Here is an 18440-nt window from a genome sequence, read left to right on the forward strand (position 1 = left end):
TGGAGACCCCGATAGTGTCGACCGCAACTACCCGCTCGCCCTTTTTTGGCACGATGCAGAAAATCCCCGGTGGATTGATGCTGGTGCCGCTGATCCTGGGTTCCCTGATCGGCACCTTTGCCCCCGATGCGCTCGCCATCGGCGGCTTCACCACTGCGCTCTTCAAGAACAGCGCACTGCCGCTGATCGCGCTGCTGATCTTCGCAACCGGCACGCACGTCAACGCCCGCACGGGCGGTCCCATCCTGGCCACCGCCGGCACCATCCTGCTGATGAAGACGCTGGTGCCCGCCACCCTCATCATCATCCTGGGCAGCTATGTCGGTCTTGACGGCCTGTGGGGCGTGTCGATCCTGGCGATGCTCGCCGCCTTCGACAACAGCAACGGCGGCCTGTGGCTGGCCTACACCGGCCAGTACGGCGATGCCCGCGATCGCGGCGCCTACGTGGCCAGCGCGGTCAACGACGGCCCCTTCTTCAGCCTGCTGTTCCTGGGCGCGTCGGGCCTTGCCGACATTCCGATGATCGCCCTGGTGGCCGCGCTGGTGCCGTTCCTGCTGGGCGTGGTCGTGGGCAACCTGGACCCGAAGTGGCGCGACGTGCTCAAGCCCGTGCCGAATATCGTCATCCCGTTCTTCGCCTTTGCGCTGGGCACCGGCATCAATCTGGGCGCGGTCGTCAGCGGCGGCATCAGCGGTCTGATCCTGGGCCTGATCATCAGCCCCATCACCGGCGGTCTGGTCTACCTGGGCTACCGCCTGATCCTGCGCCGCGGCGGCAAGAGCGGCCTGGGCTTTGCGGCCGGCACCACCGCAGGCAACGCCATCGCCACGCCCGCCGTGGTCGCGGCCGCCGACCCCAACTTCCAGCAGTATGTGTCGGCCGCCACCGCGCAGGTCGCCGCGTGCGTGCTGATCAGTTCCATTCTGGCCCCGGTGCTGGCATCCTGGTTCCTCAAGCGCGCCGGTGAGCTCAAGTCCGAGGACGCCGATGCCACCGTTGCCCCGCCCCTGACCGAAGCCCGCGGAGAGGCCTTGTGAAACCCGCCATCGCCATCGTCGCCGACGACCTGACCGGATCCGGCGACACCGCCGTGCAATTCGTGCGGGCTGGCTGGTGCACGCACCTGTCCATCGGCGGCGCGGAGGAGGCCCTGGCCGGTCCCGCGCACGACGACGTCGAGGTGCTGGCCGTCACGACCAACAGCCGGGCGCTCAGCGCTGCCGATGCCGCCGACGTCATCGGCCGCAACGTGCGGCAATTGCGTGAAGCCGGCGTGTCGCGCCTGTACAAAAAGGTCGATTCGACCCTGCGCGGCGCGTTCAAGGCCGAGATCGACGCGGCGCGCGACGCCTGGCGCGACGACGCCATCGCGGTGGTCTGCCCCGCCTTTCCGGCCACGGGCCGCACGGTCGAGCAAGGCATTCTGTATGTGAACGGCAAGCCGGTCACCGAGACCTCGGCGGCCACCGACCCCGTGACGCCGGTAACCGAAAGCCATATCCCCACCTTGCTCGGCAGCGCCCACGTGACGCCGCTGGCGGACGACACGCCTGAAACGCTGGCCGCGCGCATCGCGCAGGCCGGCGCCACCGTGGTGGTCGACGCCGCCACCGATGACGACCTGGAACGGCTGGCGCGCGCCGTCGGGCTGCTGGGCGAGCGCGCCCTGCCCGTGGGCGCGGGCGGACTGGCCGTGCCGCTTGCCCGCGTGTGGGCAGGCGCCGACCAGACCGCGCCTGTCGTGGTCGTGGTGACCTCGCAGCACAGCGCCGCGCGCGGCCAGGCCGCCGCGCTGCAGGCTGCGGGCGCCGACACCTGGCGCCCGTCGCTCGAGCAGCTGGCTGACGACGCGCAATGGCAGGCATGGAGCCAGCCGCTGCTGCAGGCGCACGCGCAGGCCCCGCTGGAAGCCGGCACGATTCTGCTGCTGGCCCCAGAAGGCCAGCGCGCCGGCCTGGATTCCGACAAGGTCGCCGACCGCCTCGGCAGCCTGGCCGCGCAATTGATTGCCGCCTCGCGCGCGGCCGGCGTGGTCGCCACCGGCGGCGATGGCGCGCGCAGCGTGCTGTTGGCGCTGCAAGCGAACGGCATCGCGCTGGTGGACGAAGTGATGGGCGGCGTGCCGCTGGGCACGCTGACCGGAGGCACGGCCGCAGGCCTGCCCGTGGTGACCAAGGCCGGCGGCTTTGGCACCGAAGACGTACTGGTTCGCGCGGTGCGCGCGATCCGCGACAGGAGATTCAAGCGATGACACAAACCCCTCCCGCGAAGCTGCCCCTCTTGGCTGTGACCTTGGGCGACGTAGCGGGCATCGGGCCGGAAATCACGGCCAAGATGCTCATGGGCCACGACGAACTGCGCCAGAAGGCGCGCCTCTTCGTGGTCGGCGATGCAGACGTCATGGCCAATGCGGTGCGCAATCTGGGCGCCGACCCTTCCATCGTGCGCAAGATCGAGCGCCCGGCCGATGCGACCAACACGCCGGGCCTGATCGAAGTGCTGCAGGCCGGCCCGTCGCTGGCGCACGTGAAGTTGGGCGAGATCAGCGCGGACGCCGGCGACGGCTCGGTCCGATTTGTCACGACGGCCTGCGCCCTGGCGCGCGCCGGCGAAATCGACGGCATCGTCACCGCCCCGCTGAACAAGGCCGCCATGCACGCCGCCGGCCACAAATGGCCCGGGCACACCGAACTGCTGGCGCATGAGTTCGGCGTCAAGACGTTCTCGCTGGTGCTGTCGGCCGGCGACCTCTACATCTTCCACGCCACGACGCACGTGTCGCTGCGCCAGGCCATCGAAGACGTGAACCCTGCCCGCATGCGCGCCGTGCTGCGGCTGGCCGGCTCGTTCGCCACCGCGCTGGGCCGTGCCGACGAACCCGTGGCGGTCGCGGGCCTGAACCCGCACGCCGGTGAGAACGGCATCTTCGGCAGCGAAGACGCCGACATCCTGGCGCCCGCCGTGGCCGAAGCCAACGCCGCCGGCATCCTGGCCGCGGGTCCCATCCCGGCCGACGCGCTGTTCCCGCAGGCCGTGCGCGGCAAGTGGAAGTTCGTGATCGCCTGTTACCACGACCAGGGCCACGCGCCCTTCAAGTCGGTGTACGGCGACGACGGCGTCAACATCACCGTGGGCCTGCCGGTCGTGCGCGTGTCCGTGGACCACGGCACCGCGTTCGACATTGCCGGCAAGGGCATCGCGCGCGAAGACAGCCTGATCCTGGCCGCCGAGCGCGCCGCGCATCTGGCCCCGGGCTGGACGCATGTATGGGAAACTGCGCGGGCACAAACCGGAGGTTGATTCCCATGGCGCCCGCCAAGCACGACGCATTGCCCGATCTTGACCGCGCGGGAGACATCCCGCTGCACGCCCAGGTGGCGTCGCGGTTGCGCGGATACATCCGCACGAACAAGCTCGCGGCCGGCGCCGTGCTGCCCAGCGAGGCGGCGCTGTGCGACCGCTTCGGCGTGGCCCGCAGCGTGGTGCGCCAGGCACTGGCGGCGCTGGCCGCCGAAGGTCTCATTCAACGCGAGACCGGCCGTCCCGCCACCGTGGCGGCGCCGCAGGAACACCGCCGCCTGGTGCAGCGGTCCACCGGCCTTTACGAACAGTTCGCCCAATCGGGTGTTGCGCTGCGCACGCGCGTGCTGGCGCTGGGCCCGGCCGAGCCGCCCGCCAACGTGGCCGAGTTCTTCGGCACCACCCGCCTGTTATTGCTGGAGCGCCTGCGCCACGTGGCCGAAGCGCCGCTGGCCTACGTGCGCACCTGGCTGCCCGCCGACGCGGTGCCGGGCCTCGTCGCCGACCATCTGGCCGACGCCTCCCTGCACGGCGTGCTGACGCGGCAGTTCGGCCTGCGCCCCGGCGCGGGGCGCAACCAGATCCGCGCCGTCGCGGCCGACGACAAGCTCGCCAGGCTGCTCGACACACAGACCGGCACGCCGCTGCTGATGCTGCAAGGCCAGGGCATGGACCAGCACGGTAAGCCGCTGGAATGGTTCACCACCTGGCACCGCGCCGAACAACTGGTGTTCGACGTGGACGTCAGCATGGGACACGAAAGCGTGCAGCCGCGGCTGCATGACCCCGCCCCGGAACCGCAGCCGCCGGTCAACGGACACGATCCGCTGGCGCGCGCGCAGGCGCTGGTGGCGGAGCTGTCGGCGGAACTGGAACGCTTGCGCGGGCAGTCCTGAACCGCGGAACGCGGGCTGCAAGCAAATCGGGGCGGCATATTGCCGCCCCGATTTTTTTGATGCGCTCAGCGCACCATGCAAGGCCGCTTGTTGTCGAACTTCCAACCCGGCACCAGATACTGCATCGCCGAGGCATCGTCGCGCGCGCCCAGGCCATGCTGCAGGTAGAGCTGGTGGGCGCGCTCGATCGCGTCCATGTCCAGCTCGATGCCCAGTCCGCCGGTCTGCGGCAGTTCGACGTAGCCGTTGCGGATCTGCAGCGGGTTGCGGGTCAGATGCTGGCCGTCCTGCCAGATCCAGTGCGTGTCGATCGCGGTGACGCGGCCCGGCGCGGCGGCGCCCACATGCGTGAACATCGCCAGCGAGACATCGAAGTGATTGTTGGAATGCGAGCCCCACGTCAGGCCGAACGCCTGGCACGTCTGGGCCACACGCACCGACCCCTGCATCGTCCAGAAATGCGGATCGGCCAGCGGAATGTCGACCGACTGCAGCGACAGCGCATGCGCCATTTCGCGCCAGTCGGTGGCGACCATGTTGGTGGCGGTGGGCAGGCCCGTGGCGCGGCGGAACTCGGCCATGACCTCGCGGCCGGAAAACACGCCTTCGGCGCCGCACGGGTCTTCGGCATAGGCCATCACGCCGTGCAGGTCGCGGCACAGCCGCACGGCGTCCTTGAGCAGCCAGCCGCCGTTCGGGTCGAGCGTGACGCGCGCGTCGGGGAAGCGCTCGTGCAGGGCGCGGATGGCTTCGACCTCTTCCTCGCCGCGCAAAACGCCGCCCTTCAACTTGAAGTCCTGAAAGCCATAGCGGTCATGAGCGGCTTCGGCCAAGCGGACGATGGCCTCGGGCGTCATGGCCTTTTCGTGCCGCACGCGCAGCCAGCCGTCGGCGTCGGGCGCCGTCTGGTAAGGCAGCGGCGTAAGCGACGAGTCGCCCACGTAGAACAGGTATCCCAGCATCTGCACGGAGGTGCGCTGCACGCCTTCGCCCAGCAGCGCGGCCACGGGAACGCCCAGGTGCTGGCCCAGCAGGTCCAGCAACGCCGATTCCACCGCCGTCACGGCATGGATCGCCACGCGCAGGTCGAAGGTCTGGGCGCCGCGGCCCGCGCTATCCAGACCGGCGAAGGCCTGGCGCATCTGGTTCAGCGTGTGCTGATAGTTGCCGATGGAGCTGCCCGCGATAAGGGCGCGCGCGTCTTCCAGCGTGGCGCGGATCTTTTCGCCGCCAGGCACTTCGCCGACGCCGGTGTTGCCCGCGCTGTCGGTCAGGATGACCAGGTTGCGCGTGAAATAAGGCGCGTGGGCGCCGCTCAGGTTGAGCAGCATGGAGTCCTGGCCGGCGACCGGCACGACGCGCATGCCGGTGATCGTGGGCGTCTGGGAGGCTTGCGATGCGTGAAGAGTCATGATTGCTTCTTGAAAATGCCCGGCCGGCGGGGCCGGGCGCGTTGCGTCATTGCACGGAGATGCCGCCGGTCTCGATGACCTGCTTCCAGCGGGCGCTTTCCTGCTGCTGGAACTTGGTGAACGCTTCGGGCGAGTTTGCGACGACCTCCAGGCCGATGTCAGTGAAGGGCTTGCTGAGCGCCGGATCCTTCAGCGCGGCGGTCAGGGCGGCGGACAGCTTGTCGCGCACGTCGGCGGGCAGGTTCTTGGGGGCCACGACGGCCTGCCAGGCATAGACGTCGACGCCGGGCACCGAGACTTCGGCGAACGTGGGCACGTCCGGCAGCACGGGCGAGCGCTTGGAACCGGTGACGGCGATGGCCTTGAGCTTACCGGACTTGATATGCGGCAGCACGGCGTTCACGTTCTGGAACGACATGTCCACCTGGTTGCCCAGCAGATCGGAAATGGCGGGCGCGCCGCCCTTGTAAGGCACATGCAGGCCCTTGGTGCCGGTCTTCTGCCAGAAGAGTTCGGCGGTCAGGTGATCGGACGAGCCCGCGCCGGAGGTCGCGAAACTGATCGCGCCCGGCTTGTCCTTCAGCAGCTTCAGCACGTCCTGCACGCTGTTGATCTGAGGCGCCAGCTTGGGGCTGACCACCAGCACATTGGGCGTCTGCACGGCCACGGTGAGATACGTGAAGTCCTTGGCCGGATCGTAGGTGATGCCCTTCATCAGGTGCGGGGCCACGACCAGCGGGGCCAGCGAGGTGACCATCAGGGTGTAGCCGTCCGGCGCGGCGCGGGCCACCTGCGACGCGCCGATGGTGCCGGTGGCGCCCGCCTTGTTTTCCACGACGAAGGATTGCTTGAGCTGTTCGCCCAGCTTGTTGGACAGCGCGCGCGCCACCGAGTCGGTTGCGCCGCCGGGCGGGAATGGGACGACGACGGTGACGGCCTTGTCAGGCCAGGCCTGCGCCGCGCCCGCGGCGGCCATCAGGGTCAATCCAAGCATCCACTTGCGCGCATTGGTCTTCATTACTGTCTCCGGATTGGGTTCTTTTAATTACGTTAACGTTAACATTTTTATTGTTAACGTTAACATGAGTGCTTTTTTAGAATATTTCGGGGCGCCGACGGTTCGCCATCAGGACAAACCCTGACACCATCCGGCCCGCAAGGCGCGCGTCTGCGGTTAGGCTTGACGCCAATTGCACCCCGCCGTTTTCGACTCCCTTTTTGATGCACCCGCCCCGCATGCCGTCCGCCGACTTCCCTTCCCGCTCCCCGGAACGCGCCAACGTCACCGTGCGCGAGGTGGCGCAAGCGGCCGGGGTGTCGATGATTACCGTTTCGCGCGCCATCAACACGCCGCAGCAGGTCTCGCCCGCCACGCTGGACAAGGTCAACGCCGCAATCCAGGCGCTGGGCTATGTGCCCAACCTGATGGCCGGCAGCCTGCGCCTGTCGCGCAGCAACCTGGTGATGGTGCTGGTGCCCTCGATCGCCGGTTCGCTCTTTGGCGGGATGCTGACCGCGCTGACGCAGTCGCTCGAAGCCAAGGGCTTTCAGCTCATGGTGGGCCAGAGCGGCTACGACTCGCCCCGCGAGGACGCGCTGCTGCGCGCCATCATCGGACGGCGCCCGGACGGCATCGTGCTGACGGGCGTGATGCACTCGCCGCAGGGGCGGCAGCTGCTCAAGGCATCGGGCATCCCCATCGTCGAAACATGGGATGCCACGGACGCCCCCATCGACATGCTGCTCAGCCTGTCGCACGACGCCATCGGCACGGCCGTCAGCCACTACCTGCGCGACGCGGGCAAGACGCGGCAGGCGGTGCTGAGCGGCGACGATCACCGCGCCCGGCTGCGTGCCGAAAGCCTGGTTCGCGCGGCGCTGGAATCGGGCCTGCCCGAACCATTGGTGCACTACATGCCCGCGCCGACAACGCACGCGCAAGGCCGCGAAGGCCTGCGCGCCCTGCAGCGTTCGGGCCAAGGCATCGACGCGGTGTTTTGCAGTTCCGACATGATGGCGGCCGGCGTGCTGACCGAGGCCGCGGCGCAAGGGCTGGACGTGCCTGGGCAACTGGCGGTGATGGGCTTTGGCGACATGGACATCGCCGCGTCGATGTCTCCGGCCATCACGTCCGTGCACGTGGACGGCGCGGCGATCGGCGCGCAGGCGGCCGAGATGATCGGCTTGCGCGCCAACGGCCAGCGTCCCGCGCAGTCGGTGGTGGAAATCGGTTTTCGCATCGTGACGCGCGAGAGCGCGTAGGCGGCGCGCAGCAAGGCACGGCGGCCACGGACACGCAACCGCCGATCAGGCTTGCGCCAGCGCACCGGGCAGGACATGAGAACCGCGCGCACGTCGCGCGCGCTTGTCGCAGCTTGGCCGCTACGGCAAAATGTTTGCCTTCCTTGCGCCTCGCCCCGGCGCTGGCCCTTTCCATGACCGACTCCGCCCTCTTCGACCAGCACCGTTCCCGCCTTTATGGCATTGCCTATCGCATGCTGGGGGCCGTGGCGGAGGCCGAAGACGTCGTGCAGGAAGCGTGGCTGCGCTGGCATGAGGCTGACCGCGCGGCCATACAGAACCCCGAAGCATGGCTCGTCACGGTGACCACGCGCCTGTCGATCGATCGCTTGCGCGCTGTCAAGGCTGAACGCGAACACTACGTTGGGGTCTGGCTGCCGGAACCCATGCTGATGGCGGCGCCCTCCACGCCGGAACAGATCCATGAGCAGGCGGACGATGTGTCGGTGGCGTTTCTGTTCATGCTGGAACGCCTGTCGCCCGATGCCCGCGCGGCGTTTCTCATGCGCGACGTGTTCGATGCGGACTACGAAGACATCGCGCAAACGCTGGACAAGAACCCGGCGGCCGTGCGCCAGATGGTGCGGCGCGCGCGCCAGCAACTGCGCCAGGGCGCGCCGCGCGAGGCCGTGCCGCGCGCGACGCTGCAGCGCCTGTTGCAGGCGTTTGCCGACGCGATGCAGCGCAGCGATTTCAACGGACTGCTTGCGCTCCTGAGCGACGACGCCGAACTGATCGGCGACGGCGGCGACAAGGTGACCGCGTTTGCCAGTCTGGTGGGCGGCAAGCGGCTGGCGCAGCTCTTTTATGCGGGCAAGCGCCGGTATCGCGACGCGCTGGATGTCCGGGTGGTGCAGGTGAACGGGCAATGGACCCTCTTGCGCTTCATCGACGGCGATCTGGAATCCGTGCAGTCTTACGAGACCGATGGCGAACGGCTGACGCGGGTGCTGGTGCAGCGAAATCCCGACAAGCTCGCAGGCGTTGCCGCGGCGCTCAAGCGCTCGTGATGCGCGCGGGTGGCGTGTCGTTGGAAGGGGGATTGCGCTGCATCGGGTTTGGGAGTGGGGGAGTTTGCATGGGATTCGGCTGGGTTCTTTAGGCGCCCGGTGCGGCGTGGGCCTGGGGCGGACGGGGCTCCGATTGCGGTCCGGAGCCTTCGCTCCGGACTACCCCTGGCTCAACCTCGTCCGCCTTCGGCTCCCTTCGGTTTCCGCCGGGCGCATCTAAACGCCCCGCCCACCCCAGGCCCACGCCACACCGGGCTCTACGGTTGAATCTTTACGGGTGCCGGGGCGAGTCGGGTTCTTGAGGTTCTTGCACGCAGTCGTTTGGAAGAGAAGCGTCTTGCGGGGCCCGCCCCCGGGCGGCCGCGCGGGCGGCCTTCGTGGGCTTACGCGGCGTCTTGCGTCGTCGCGATGGCGCTTCGCATGTGGCTGCTTCCGCTCTTGGTGTCTGACACCCTTGTGAGATTCGCTTCACACCAAGTTCATCTACCAAGGGTGTCAGACACCGGCTACCGTCGCCCCGGCTACGCGCCGCCGCTAGCGGCCTGATGCGTTGGTGCCTGGCAGGCAACACGGAGATCCCTTGTGCGTGCCTACCGCCTCGCGGGCCGCGCTTCTACGATGGACCTGTCATCACTCACACGCAAGGACAGGCCATGTTTAAGACCACCAAGTTCGGATTGCCCTTCGTCGCCGCGGCGGCGCTGCTCGGCCAGCCCGTTTACGCCGCCTCCCATCACGCACCGTCCGGCGCCACAGCCGCGGATCCCATCGTCACCGAACTGATGACCAAGGCCCTGCCGGACATTCCCGGCAAGGACGCGCTGATGCTCATCGTCGACTATCCGCCCGGCGGGGCCGATCCCATTCACCGCCACAATGCCTACAGTTTTGTCTATGTGCTGGAAGGCAGCATCGTCATGCAGGTCAAGGGCGGCAAGGAAGTCACGTTGACGCCCGGGCAAACCTTCTATGAAGGGCCGGACGACGTTCACACGGTGGGGCGCAATGCCAGCCAGACCCAGCCGGCCAAGTTCCTGGTCGTCCTCATCAAGAAGCAAGGCGCGCCCGCCCTGACCCCGGTCAAATAACGTTGCCCGGCACGCGGCGGGGGCCTTTCGTCAGCCCGCCAGGCCTTCCCCTCGGGGCAAGGCCTTTTTTTTTGCGCGTGATGTCACAAGATTGCAGGCTGCGCCGTCTTAGCTGTAGGATCAACCCACTTGCGGCGCCGCCACCATGTCGACACCCTACCCTGCCCCTTCGGATACCCCTGCTTCGGCCGGACCGGATTCCCTGGCCGACAGCTTTGCCACCAGCTATGCCGGTGTCATGGCCTTCATCGCCGTCGCCGCCGAAGGCAATTTCGCCAAGGCGGGCGACCGGCTCGGCATCGGCCGCTCGGCCGTCAGCCGCAGCGTGCAGAAGCTTGAAGATCAGCTCGGCACGCGCCTGTTCGTGCGCACCACGCGCAGCACGTCGCTCACGCCCGAGGGCCAGCGCTTCTACGAGCAATGCCACCCGGGCGTTGAACGCATCATCCAGGCGCTGGACGACATGCGCGACCTTCGCGAGGGCCCGCCGTCGGGCCAGTTGCGCGTGTGCGCCACCGTGGGCTTCGGCCGCAAGATCGTCGCGCCGCTGTTGAAGGGATTTCGCGAGGCCAATCCGGGCATCTCGGTGGAGTTGCTGCTGGACGACGGTCCCACCGACTTCACCACCGACCGCGTGGACGTGTCCTTTCGCAACGGGCGCATGGAAGACAGCCAGGTGATCGCCAAGAAGGTGATCCCGATGCAGATGATGCTGTGCGCGTCGCCGGCCTATGCCGCGCGCCACGGACTGCCCGCCAGCGTCGAGGACATCGCGGACCATGCCTGCGTGAATTTCAAGCTGGCGTCCGGCCGCGTGTTCGAATGGGAATTCAAGGTGGGCGGACAGATGCGCAAGGTGGCGCCGCCCGGCATGCTGACCTTCAACGACGCGGACCTGGTGCTGCAATCGGTGCTGGACGGACACGGCATCGCGCAGATGGCGGCCTATCAGGTCTGCGACCATCTGCGGGCGGGCCGGCTGGTGGCCTGCCTGCCGCAATATGCGCCGGACGACCGCGGGCATTACCTGTGCTTTCTCAGCCGCCAGCACCTGCCGGCGCGCATGCGCGTGTTCATCGATTACATGACGGAGAACATCCGCGCAATGGACCTGCAGATACTGGACAGCCTGCTGGTCAAGCCGGCGTGAAGCGCAAGGCGGCAGGCGCGCCGCCAAAAAGTGCGCCGCATGGCGCCCGGCAAGCGGCGCTACTGCGTCAGCGCGACGACGCTTTCGATGCCGCCCTGCGCCATCTTGGAATAAGGACAGAGGCGCTCGGTGTTGCGCACCAGTTCTTCGGCAATGGCCTTGTCCAGGCCGGGCAGGTGGATGTTGACGTCCGCCTTCAGCGCGAACAGGCCATCGACGGGGTCGCGCCCGAACGCGATCGTGGCGGTGACCGAGGCGTCGGGAATGGACAGCCCGGACCGCTGGGCCAGCATGCTGAGCGCGCCGTGAAAGCAGGCCGCGTAACCGGCGGCAAAGAGCTGCTCGGGGTTGGTTCCGCCGCCCGTGCCGCCCAGTTCGACGGGCAACCGTAATTCCACAAGCAGTTCGCCGTCGTCCGAGATGGCGATGCCCGAGGCGCGGCCATGCGCGGCCTCCCCGCCCCGCACCGTCACGCTGGTGGTGTACAGGGGCCGGAAGTCGCCGCCCCGGTACTTGTCCAGGAGGCTTTGGGGAGGAGGCCGCAGTTTGCTCATGTAGGTCCTTGTGACCGCCGCTACTTGCTTGCACCCGAGTGGCTGAACCAGGTGTCAAAGCCGATCTTGCCCAGGCGCGGGCCGGATCCGGGCACCAGTGTGCTGTCGTCCAGCAGCGCGCCGAAATAGCGCACGCCGGCGTCCGCGTGCACGGTGCGGGAGTCCCCGATTCTACGCATGTAGCGTTGGGCCAGTTCGGACAACCTGACCTTTTCCGGACCGGCGATCTCGACAATGCCGTTCACGGGCGCGGCCAGCGTGGCGTCGGCCATGGCCAGCGCCACGTCGTCCGAGGCGATGGGCTGCACGTAGGCGGAGGACAGCCGCACCTCGTCGCCCTGCGTGCCGGACTGCACGATGCCGCCCAGGAACTCGAAGAACTGCGTGCTGTGCACGATGGTGTACGGAATGCCGGCGGCTTCGATCAGGTCTTCCTGCGCGATCTTGCCGCGGAAGTAGCCGCTTTCGGCGAGGCGGCGGGTGCCCACCACCGACAGCGCGACATGATGGCGCACGCCCGCGCGCTTTTCGGCGGCCAGCAGGTTGCGGCCGGAGGTCTGGAAGAATTCCAGGACGGCCTTGTCTTCGAAGGACGGCGAGTTGGCCACGTCGACCACGACGTCGACCCCGTCCAGGGCCGCGTCCAGGCCTTCGCCGGTGATCGTGTTCACGCCGGTGGCGGGCGAGGCGGCGATGGCCTCATGGCCGCGTTCGGCAAGCAGTTTGACGAGCTTGGAGCCGATCAGGCCCGTGCCGCCGATGACGAGGATTTTCATGATCGATCCTTAGTTGAATTGGGCCTTGTCCAGCCCATACGCCTTGTCGGCCGAGCCGGGCACGGTCTGGAATCCCACGTTCAGCCGGTTCCAGCCATTGATGGCCATGACGGCAAAGCTGAGGTCCGAGATCTCCTTTTCGGACAGTTCGCCGCGCACGCGCTCGTACACTTCGGTCGGCACGCCATGCACGCCCAGCGTGGTCAGCGCTTCGGTCCAGGCCAGGCACGCGCGCTCGCGCGCCGAGAATTGATTGGATTCGCGCCAGATGGCGACATGGTGCAGGCGCAGTTCGCGCTCGCCGGCAAGCTTGGCCTGCTTGATGTGCATGTCCAGGCAGAAGCCGCAGCCGTTGATCTGCGAGGCGCGGATGTCGACCAGGTCAAGGATCGACTTTTCGATGGTGCCGGATTTGGCCAGCATGGTGAATTCGACAAACTTCTTGAACAGTTCCGGCGATTGGGCAAAGGCGTTGAGACGTTGGCTCATGATGGCTCCTGGGTGGGTTGGGCGCTTCCCGGTCGGGTTGCCGGGCGCGGCGCTTGCTTGTTCGACGCCCAAATCGTAGGCCGGCCCGCCGGACCGCAGTAGCCCCGGCGCGGGGACCATCATGTTGCCGCAATGGCAACAATCGGCAGGCGCGGTCACGCCGACAATAGGCAGGCAATCAAGGCTCGCGCCCGGAACTCATCATGAACAGAAACGATATCTCGATGCAGGACATCCATTACTTCGTCGAAGTCGCCAAGCGTGGAAAGCTGTCCGCCACCGCCGCCGCGCTCGGCATCCCCGTCGCCACGCTGTCGCGGCGGCTCACGCAGCTGGAACAGGCGCTGGGCTACAAGCTCTTGAACCGCACGACGCGCAGCGTCAGCCTGACGGCCATCGGACAGCAGTACTTCGATCATTGCGCGGAACACGTCGAAGGCGCCCTGTCGGCGCACGAAATCATCAACTCACGGCTGAACCACCTGGCGGGCACGCTGCGCGTGTCGGTCATGCCCGGCCTGACGACGATCCTGCCGGCGGTGCTGAAAGAGCTGCGCGAAACCTATCCGCAGATCTCGTTCGAAGTAGAGCTTGGCTTGGCCGACACGGGCCGCAATGGCCAGCATTTCGACCTGATGTTGCGCTCGGGCGAGCTGGAGGATTCGGCACTCATCCAGAAGCACGTCGCGCAGGTGCAGTGGGTGCTGGTCGCGGCCAGCAGCTACCTGGACCGATTCGGCCGGCCGACCTGCCCGGAAGACCTGGGCCTGCACGAGCGCATCATCACCGGCGACCTGCAGGACTGGACTCTGGGGGAAGGCGAGAGCCTGCTGAACGTCCGCGGCCCCACCCACATCGGTACCAACAGCTCGGCGCTGGGCGTGCAGCTTGCCATCGCCGGGCTGGGCATTGCCTGGATGCCCAGCCACCTGGCGCTGTCGCAAACATTGCGGGAACTGGATCTGGAACAGATCCTGCCAGACTGGAAACTGCCCCCGGCAACCATCTACGCGCTCTCCGACAACCGCGTGACGCCGGCACGGGCGAAGGTGTTTCTGGATACGCTGCAACGGCATCTGCGCGTGAACTAGGCGCCTGCATCCCGGGCGCACACCCTGGCTCACCCCAACAAGTTTTCCCTGACGTGCACCAGATGCCGGCGCACCGCTGCCATGGCGCGGTCTGCGTCGCGGTCATGTAGCGCCTCGACGATTTCGCGGTGTTCAGCCTGGTAGGCCGCGCGCCGTTCGAGGGTGAGGCTCTTGCGCTTGAGCGCGCCCCAGGTCGCCTGCGAGCGCGCCGCGGTCATCAACGCGAAGACCTTTTCGATGAAGAGATTGTGCGTGGCCGTGGCCATCAGTTCGTGCAGTTTCGCGTCCCACACCTCGAACGCTTCAAAGCTGGCCGCGGCCTCCGCCTCGTCGCACGCATGCTGCATGGCGGTGAAATCAGCCGGCGTGCCGTGCTGCACCACCAACGCCGCAATGGCCGGTTCCAGCACCAGGCGAGCGGCCATCAGTTCGGCCGGGCTGGTGGACAGCACCTCGCCGCGCAAGAACGCCTCGGTCTGCGCCAGCGTCGACGGCGGGTTGGCGTAGGTGCCGCTGCCCACGCGCTGCGAGATCAGTCCGTCGTCCTTCAACTGCGCCAGCGTGCGGCGCACGGTAGACCGGCTGAGGCCGAATTCCTCGCTTAACGCGCGCTCGGTCGGCAGGCGATGGCCGGCGGGCCAGACGCCCGACTGCAGGTTTTCGATGATGACCGCCCGCATGGCGGAGGCTTTGTCCATGAGGACTCCCGGATGAATGCCGCGATGATACCAAATCAGTCCAATAAATTCCTGCTTATCCGGCAATAAACGGATTCGCCTGCGGAGAATTTTGGTTTATCCTGCCGAACAGCACCAATTGGGCCTGAATTATTCAAATTGGTATTTTTTGGTATCTCATCAACGGGCAGCGTAAGCCCCGCAGGAGCAAGCATGAAAATCGCGGTATTTCGAGTCAATGGTGAACGGCGCGTGGGCGTGGTCGCGGACGACGGCAGCACGGTTACCGCGCTGGACTTCGCGCCCGAACTGGCCGCGGCCGGCGCACTGACGGCGGTGCGGTGGCTGGCCGAGGGCCGCGCCCTGCCCGCCCAGACGGGACCGTCCTATCGCTGGGATCAGGTCGAGCACGAAGCGCCCCTGCCGGCGCAGCCGCGCAACCTGTTCTGCGTGGGCCGCAACTATCACGCCCATGCCAAGGAACTGCGCGACTCCGTCTTCAAGGACAACGACGCCAACCCGGAATCCTGGCCCATCGTCTTCACCAAGGTGCCGCAAACCGTGGTGGGCCCCTGGTCCGACGTGACGCTGCCCACGGGCATCTCCGACAAGATCGACTACGAAGCCGAACTGGCGGTGGTGATCGGCAAGGGCGGTCGCAACATCTCCCGCGCCGAAGCCATGAGCCACGTCATCGCCTACACCGTGGTCAATGACGTCACCGCACGCGACGTGCAGATGCGCCACCAGCAGTGGGACCTGGGCAAATCCTTCGACACCTTCTGCCCGATGGGTCCGTGGCTGGTCACCGCCGACGAGCTGGACGGACGCAACACGCGCGTGCGCTGCTGGGTGAACGGCGAGCTGCGCCAGGACGGCAACACGGAAGACCTGATCTTCGACATTCCCACGCTCATCGAAACCTGCTCGCGCGGCATCACGCTGTACCCCGGCGACGTCATTGCCACCGGCACGCCCGCTGGCGTCGGCCAGGGCCTGAATCCGCCCCAGTTCCTCAAGAGCGGGGACACCGTCCGCATTGAAATCGACGGCATTGGAAGGATCGAGAACCGATTCGTCTGACGCCCGCGCCAATGAGCGCCGGTCAATGAAACCGGCGCCGCGCAGCACGCAAGCCCATAAGGAGTGAGACATGAAACTGCGCTGCAAACAGGTGGCCGCGGCTGCCTTGCTATGCCTGAGTGCGACGGCCACGATGACCGTGCTGGCCGCCGGCTATCCCGAACGCCCCGTCACGCTGGTGGTGCCCTTCCCGCCCGGCGGCGTGGCCGACACCATCGCCCGCCCCATTGCCCAGGCCTTGGGCGACAAGCTGGGCCAGCCCATCGTCATCGAAAACAAGGGCGGCGCGGGCGGGGCCATCGGCATCGGCCAGGCGGGCCGCGCGAAGCCCGATGGCTACACGTTGCTGATGAGCCTGTCGTCGATTTCCATCCTGCCCGCGGCCGACCGGCTGCTGGAGCGCAAGCCCGCCTATCAGCTGGACCAGTTCGTGCCGATCGCCCGTATCACGGCCGATCCCACCGTGCTGGTGGTGCGCGCGGACGCGCCCTACAAGACGCTGGACGAATTCCTTGAGGCGGCCAGGAAACAGGGCGGCAAGCTGAGCTACGGCAGCTCGGGCATCTACGGCACGATGCACGTGCCGATGGAAATGCTGCAGAACGCCGCCGGCATCAAGATGATGCACGTGCCCTTCACCGGCGCGGGTCCTGCGGTGCAGGCGCTGGTCGGCGGGCAGGTCGACGCCCTGGCCACCGGCCCGTCCAGCGTCATGCAGCTCATTCAAGCTGGGCGTGTCCGCCCACTGGCGCATTGGGGCGATGGCAAGCTGGAGAGCCTGCCGCAGGTGCCATCGCTCAAGTCCAAGGGGTTGGACGCCAGCTTCGTGCAGTGGTCCGGCATCTTCGCGCTGGCCGGCACGCCGCCCGCCGTCATCGACAAGCTGCGCCAGGCGGTCAAGCAGATCGCGGAGGATCCCGCGGTGCAGGCGCGCATTGCCGGCACCGGCAGCCCGGTGCAGTACCTGGACGCGCCGGCGTTCGACGATTACTGGAAAAAGGACTCCGCTTCGCTGGAAGTGGCGGTCAATCGGATCGGCAAGGTCGAATGACGAGCGGAACGTAGCTGCTATCGGGGGGGCTTCGCGCCCCCTTTTCTCATTGCACCGTTTCGCGCCCCGCCGCCTGCCGGGCCAGCGCCTTGCGGTCCACCTTGCCCACCGCGTTCTCCGGCAACCGGTCGACCCAGATCACGTCGCGCGGCACGTAGATCCGGCCCAGCCGCGCCAGCACCTCGGCCTGTATCGCGGCCGCGTCAGGCGCGGCATCGCCATTGCCCTGCACGAAGATCACCGGCGTCTCGCCCAGGTCATCGTCCGGCGCCCCCACCACGCAGCAGGCGGCGATGCCGGGCATGCCCGTCACCACGCCTTCGATGAGCGCGGGCGAAATGTTCTCGCCCCCGCGGATGATGACGTCCTTGATGCGGCCGGTGATCATCAGATAACCCTGTGCGTCGAAGCGGCCCAGGTCGCCCGTGCGCAGCAGCCGCGGCGCGCCCGCGTCCGCACTGTCCACGCCCAGATAGCCCAGCATCAGGCTGTCGCCCGCGATGCAGATCTCGCCTTCGGCGCCTGCCGGCGCCAGGCTGCCGTCGGGCAGGCGCAGGCTCACGTCCTGCCCTTCAAGCACCGTGCCCACCGATCCCACGCGCCGCGCCGCGGGCGGATTCATGGTGGACGTGCACGTGGCCTCCGACAGGCCATAGGACACGACCAGCGGACACCCGAGGAAGGCTTCGATCCGGCGGTGCAAGGCCTCGGTGATGGGCGCCGAGCCGCAACGGGCAAAGCGCAGGCCGGCCAGGCTGTCCGGATCGAACGTCAATTCCAGCATCCGCGCATACATGGTCGGCACGCCGGTGATGATCGTGGGCCGGAAGGCGGCCAGCAGACCCGGCATGTCCTGCGCGCGGAACCGGCCTGCCAGCGCCACGCTCGCCCCCGCCAGCAGCGGCGTGAAAATTTGATTGTTGAGCGCGTTGGTGTGGTGCAGCGGCATGACGTGCAGCAGGCGATCGGCGGGCGTCAGACCCGTATGCGCCAGAACGCCGCGCGCGTTGTTCACGAGCCCCCGATGGCTGAGCAGCACGCCCTTCGGATTGCCGGTGCTGCCGGACGTAAAAAGCAGCAGCCCCGGGGCCTCTGGCGCGACATCCGCGCCGGACCAGTCCTGCCCGTCCTGCCCGTCCTGCGCGATCTTTGCCGCATCGAGCACGCGCGCCGCCGGCAGGCCGCAGCCGCGCGCGGTGGCGGCGTTGTCGCTATCGGCCAGCATCCACGTCAGCCCTACTGCCGCCACGCGCCGCGCGGTTTCCTCAACCGACAGCCGCGGCTCCAGCGGGCACGGGCAAGCACCCGCCGCCATGACGCCCAGAATGGCCAGCACCTGCGCCAGCGAGCGCTCCATCGCCACGCCAACGTAGTCGCCGGGCGCAACGCCGGCAGCGCGCAGGCCGCCCGCGGCCTGCCCCACCCGGCGGCGCAGGTCCGCGTAGGTGACGCTTTCCTCGGCGGTCACGAGCGCATGGCGCGCGGCCCATTCCGGCTGGTCCCACAAGCGTGCAAACGCCGCCACGACCGTGGCATCAGCAATCGACATGACTCAATCC

At 67.7% G+C, this 18440-nt stretch carries 18 protein-coding genes; 11 read left to right on the forward strand and 7 right to left on the reverse strand.

Features of this window, described 5'->3' with window-relative positions; genetic code table 11:
• Positions 1–53: 53 nt before the first annotated feature.
• From H4P35_RS17535 to H4P35_RS17550, 4 genes are read left to right on the forward strand one after another with little or no spacing between them, the layout of a single operon-like run.
• Positions 54–1040, forward strand: a complete 987-nt coding sequence (locus H4P35_RS17535; RefSeq protein ID WP_276558103.1) for a 2-keto-3-deoxygluconate permease — start codon at positions 54–56, stop codon at positions 1038–1040.
• The gene (gene dtnK, locus H4P35_RS17540; protein WP_226846367.1) at positions 1037–2254 is read left to right on the forward strand and encodes a D-threonate kinase; all 1218 of its coding nucleotides are present in this window, start codon (positions 1037–1039) and stop codon (positions 2252–2254) included. The genes H4P35_RS17535 and dtnK overlap by 4 nt, the downstream gene beginning before the upstream one ends.
• Positions 2251–3303, forward strand: a complete 1053-nt coding sequence (pdxA, locus tag H4P35_RS17545) for a 4-hydroxythreonine-4-phosphate dehydrogenase PdxA (protein ID WP_152384981.1) — start codon at positions 2251–2253, stop codon at positions 3301–3303. Before dtnK ends, pdxA begins: the two co-directional genes overlap by 4 nt.
• 5 nt (positions 3304–3308) lie before the next feature.
• Positions 3309–4199, forward strand: coding sequence for a GntR family transcriptional regulator (locus H4P35_RS17550; RefSeq protein ID WP_226846368.1), 891 nt, complete (start codon positions 3309–3311; stop codon positions 4197–4199).
• A gap of 65 nt (positions 4200–4264) precedes the next feature.
• Here H4P35_RS17550 and gudD read toward each other — a convergent pair whose 3' ends face one another.
• Both gudD and H4P35_RS17560 read right to left on the reverse strand, forming a co-directional pair.
• On the reverse strand, positions 4265–5611 hold the full coding sequence (gudD, locus tag H4P35_RS17555; RefSeq protein ID WP_226846369.1) for a glucarate dehydratase: 1347 nt from the start codon (positions 5609–5611) through the stop codon (positions 4265–4267).
• A gap of 46 nt (positions 5612–5657) precedes the next feature.
• Positions 5658–6629 carry a tripartite tricarboxylate transporter substrate binding protein gene (locus H4P35_RS17560; protein WP_062839185.1) on the reverse strand — a complete coding sequence of 324 codons (972 nt, stop codon included), beginning with the start codon at positions 6627–6629 and terminating at the stop codon, positions 5658–5660.
• Positions 6630–6847: 218 nt separating this feature from the next.
• On the opposite strand from H4P35_RS17560, the gene H4P35_RS17565 reads away from it, so the two are divergent.
• The 4 genes from H4P35_RS17565 (at position 6848) to H4P35_RS17580 (ending at position 11160) form a co-directional block, all read left to right on the forward strand.
• On the forward strand, positions 6848–7873 hold the full coding sequence (locus H4P35_RS17565) for a LacI family DNA-binding transcriptional regulator (RefSeq protein WP_226846370.1): 1026 nt from the start codon (positions 6848–6850) through the stop codon (positions 7871–7873).
• Positions 7874–8046: 173 nt separating this feature from the next.
• A complete protein-coding gene (locus H4P35_RS17570) occupies positions 8047–8922 on the forward strand; it encodes an RNA polymerase sigma-70 factor (protein ID WP_226846371.1) in 876 nt (291 codons plus the stop codon).
• A gap of 653 nt (positions 8923–9575) precedes the next feature.
• Positions 9576–10010, forward strand: a complete 435-nt coding sequence (locus H4P35_RS17575; protein WP_226846372.1) for a cupin domain-containing protein — start codon at positions 9576–9578, stop codon at positions 10008–10010.
• A gap of 145 nt (positions 10011–10155) precedes the next feature.
• Positions 10156–11160, forward strand: a complete 1005-nt coding sequence (locus H4P35_RS17580; RefSeq protein WP_175155910.1) for a LysR family transcriptional regulator — start codon at positions 10156–10158, stop codon at positions 11158–11160.
• 59 nt (positions 11161–11219) lie between these two features.
• Here the strand turns inward: H4P35_RS17580 and H4P35_RS17585 are convergent, their stop codons facing one another.
• From H4P35_RS17585 to H4P35_RS17595, 3 genes are read right to left on the reverse strand one after another with little or no spacing between them, the layout of a single operon-like run.
• Positions 11220–11714 carry an Ohr family peroxiredoxin gene (locus tag H4P35_RS17585; protein WP_062839190.1) on the reverse strand — a complete coding sequence of 165 codons (495 nt, stop codon included), beginning with the start codon at positions 11712–11714 and terminating at the stop codon, positions 11220–11222.
• Between the two features lie 20 nt (positions 11715–11734).
• Complete coding sequence (locus H4P35_RS17590) at positions 11735–12490, reverse strand: SDR family oxidoreductase (protein WP_226846373.1); 756 nt, start codon at positions 12488–12490, stop codon at positions 11735–11737.
• A 9-nt stretch (positions 12491–12499) separates the two neighbouring features.
• Positions 12500–12979 (reverse strand): carboxymuconolactone decarboxylase family protein, encoded by a 480-nt coding sequence (locus H4P35_RS17595; protein ID WP_056323593.1) that lies wholly within the window; start codon positions 12977–12979, stop codon positions 12500–12502.
• A 203-nt stretch (positions 12980–13182) separates the two neighbouring features.
• On the opposite strand from H4P35_RS17595, the gene H4P35_RS17600 reads away from it, so the two are divergent.
• Entirely contained in the window at positions 13183–14070 is an 888-nt protein-coding gene (locus tag H4P35_RS17600) for a LysR family transcriptional regulator (RefSeq protein ID WP_226846374.1), read from the forward strand.
• 29 nt (positions 14071–14099) lie between these two features.
• Here the strand turns inward: H4P35_RS17600 and H4P35_RS17605 are convergent, their stop codons facing one another.
• On the reverse strand, positions 14100–14768 hold the full coding sequence (locus H4P35_RS17605; protein WP_226846375.1) for a FadR/GntR family transcriptional regulator: 669 nt from the start codon (positions 14766–14768) through the stop codon (positions 14100–14102).
• Positions 14769–14960: 192 nt separating this feature from the next.
• Between H4P35_RS17605 and H4P35_RS17610 the strand changes: the two genes are divergently transcribed.
• Positions 14961–15830 (forward strand): fumarylacetoacetate hydrolase family protein, encoded by an 870-nt coding sequence (locus H4P35_RS17610; RefSeq protein ID WP_152384990.1) that lies wholly within the window; start codon positions 14961–14963, stop codon positions 15828–15830.
• 70 nt (positions 15831–15900) lie between these two features.
• A complete protein-coding gene (locus H4P35_RS17615) occupies positions 15901–16881 on the forward strand; it encodes a tripartite tricarboxylate transporter substrate binding protein (protein WP_226846376.1) in 981 nt (326 codons plus the stop codon).
• 46 nt (positions 16882–16927) lie between these two features.
• Here H4P35_RS17615 and H4P35_RS17620 read toward each other — a convergent pair whose 3' ends face one another.
• Positions 16928–18430: a class I adenylate-forming enzyme family protein gene (locus tag H4P35_RS17620; RefSeq protein ID WP_226846377.1), complete on the reverse strand. Its 1503-nt coding sequence runs from the start codon at positions 18428–18430 to the stop codon at positions 16928–16930.
• Positions 18431–18440: the final 10 nt, after the last annotated feature.

Source organism: Achromobacter sp. 77, assembly GCF_020541125.1.
GTDB classification, from domain to species: Bacteria; Pseudomonadota; Gammaproteobacteria; order Burkholderiales; family Burkholderiaceae_B; genus Achromobacter; species Achromobacter mucicolens.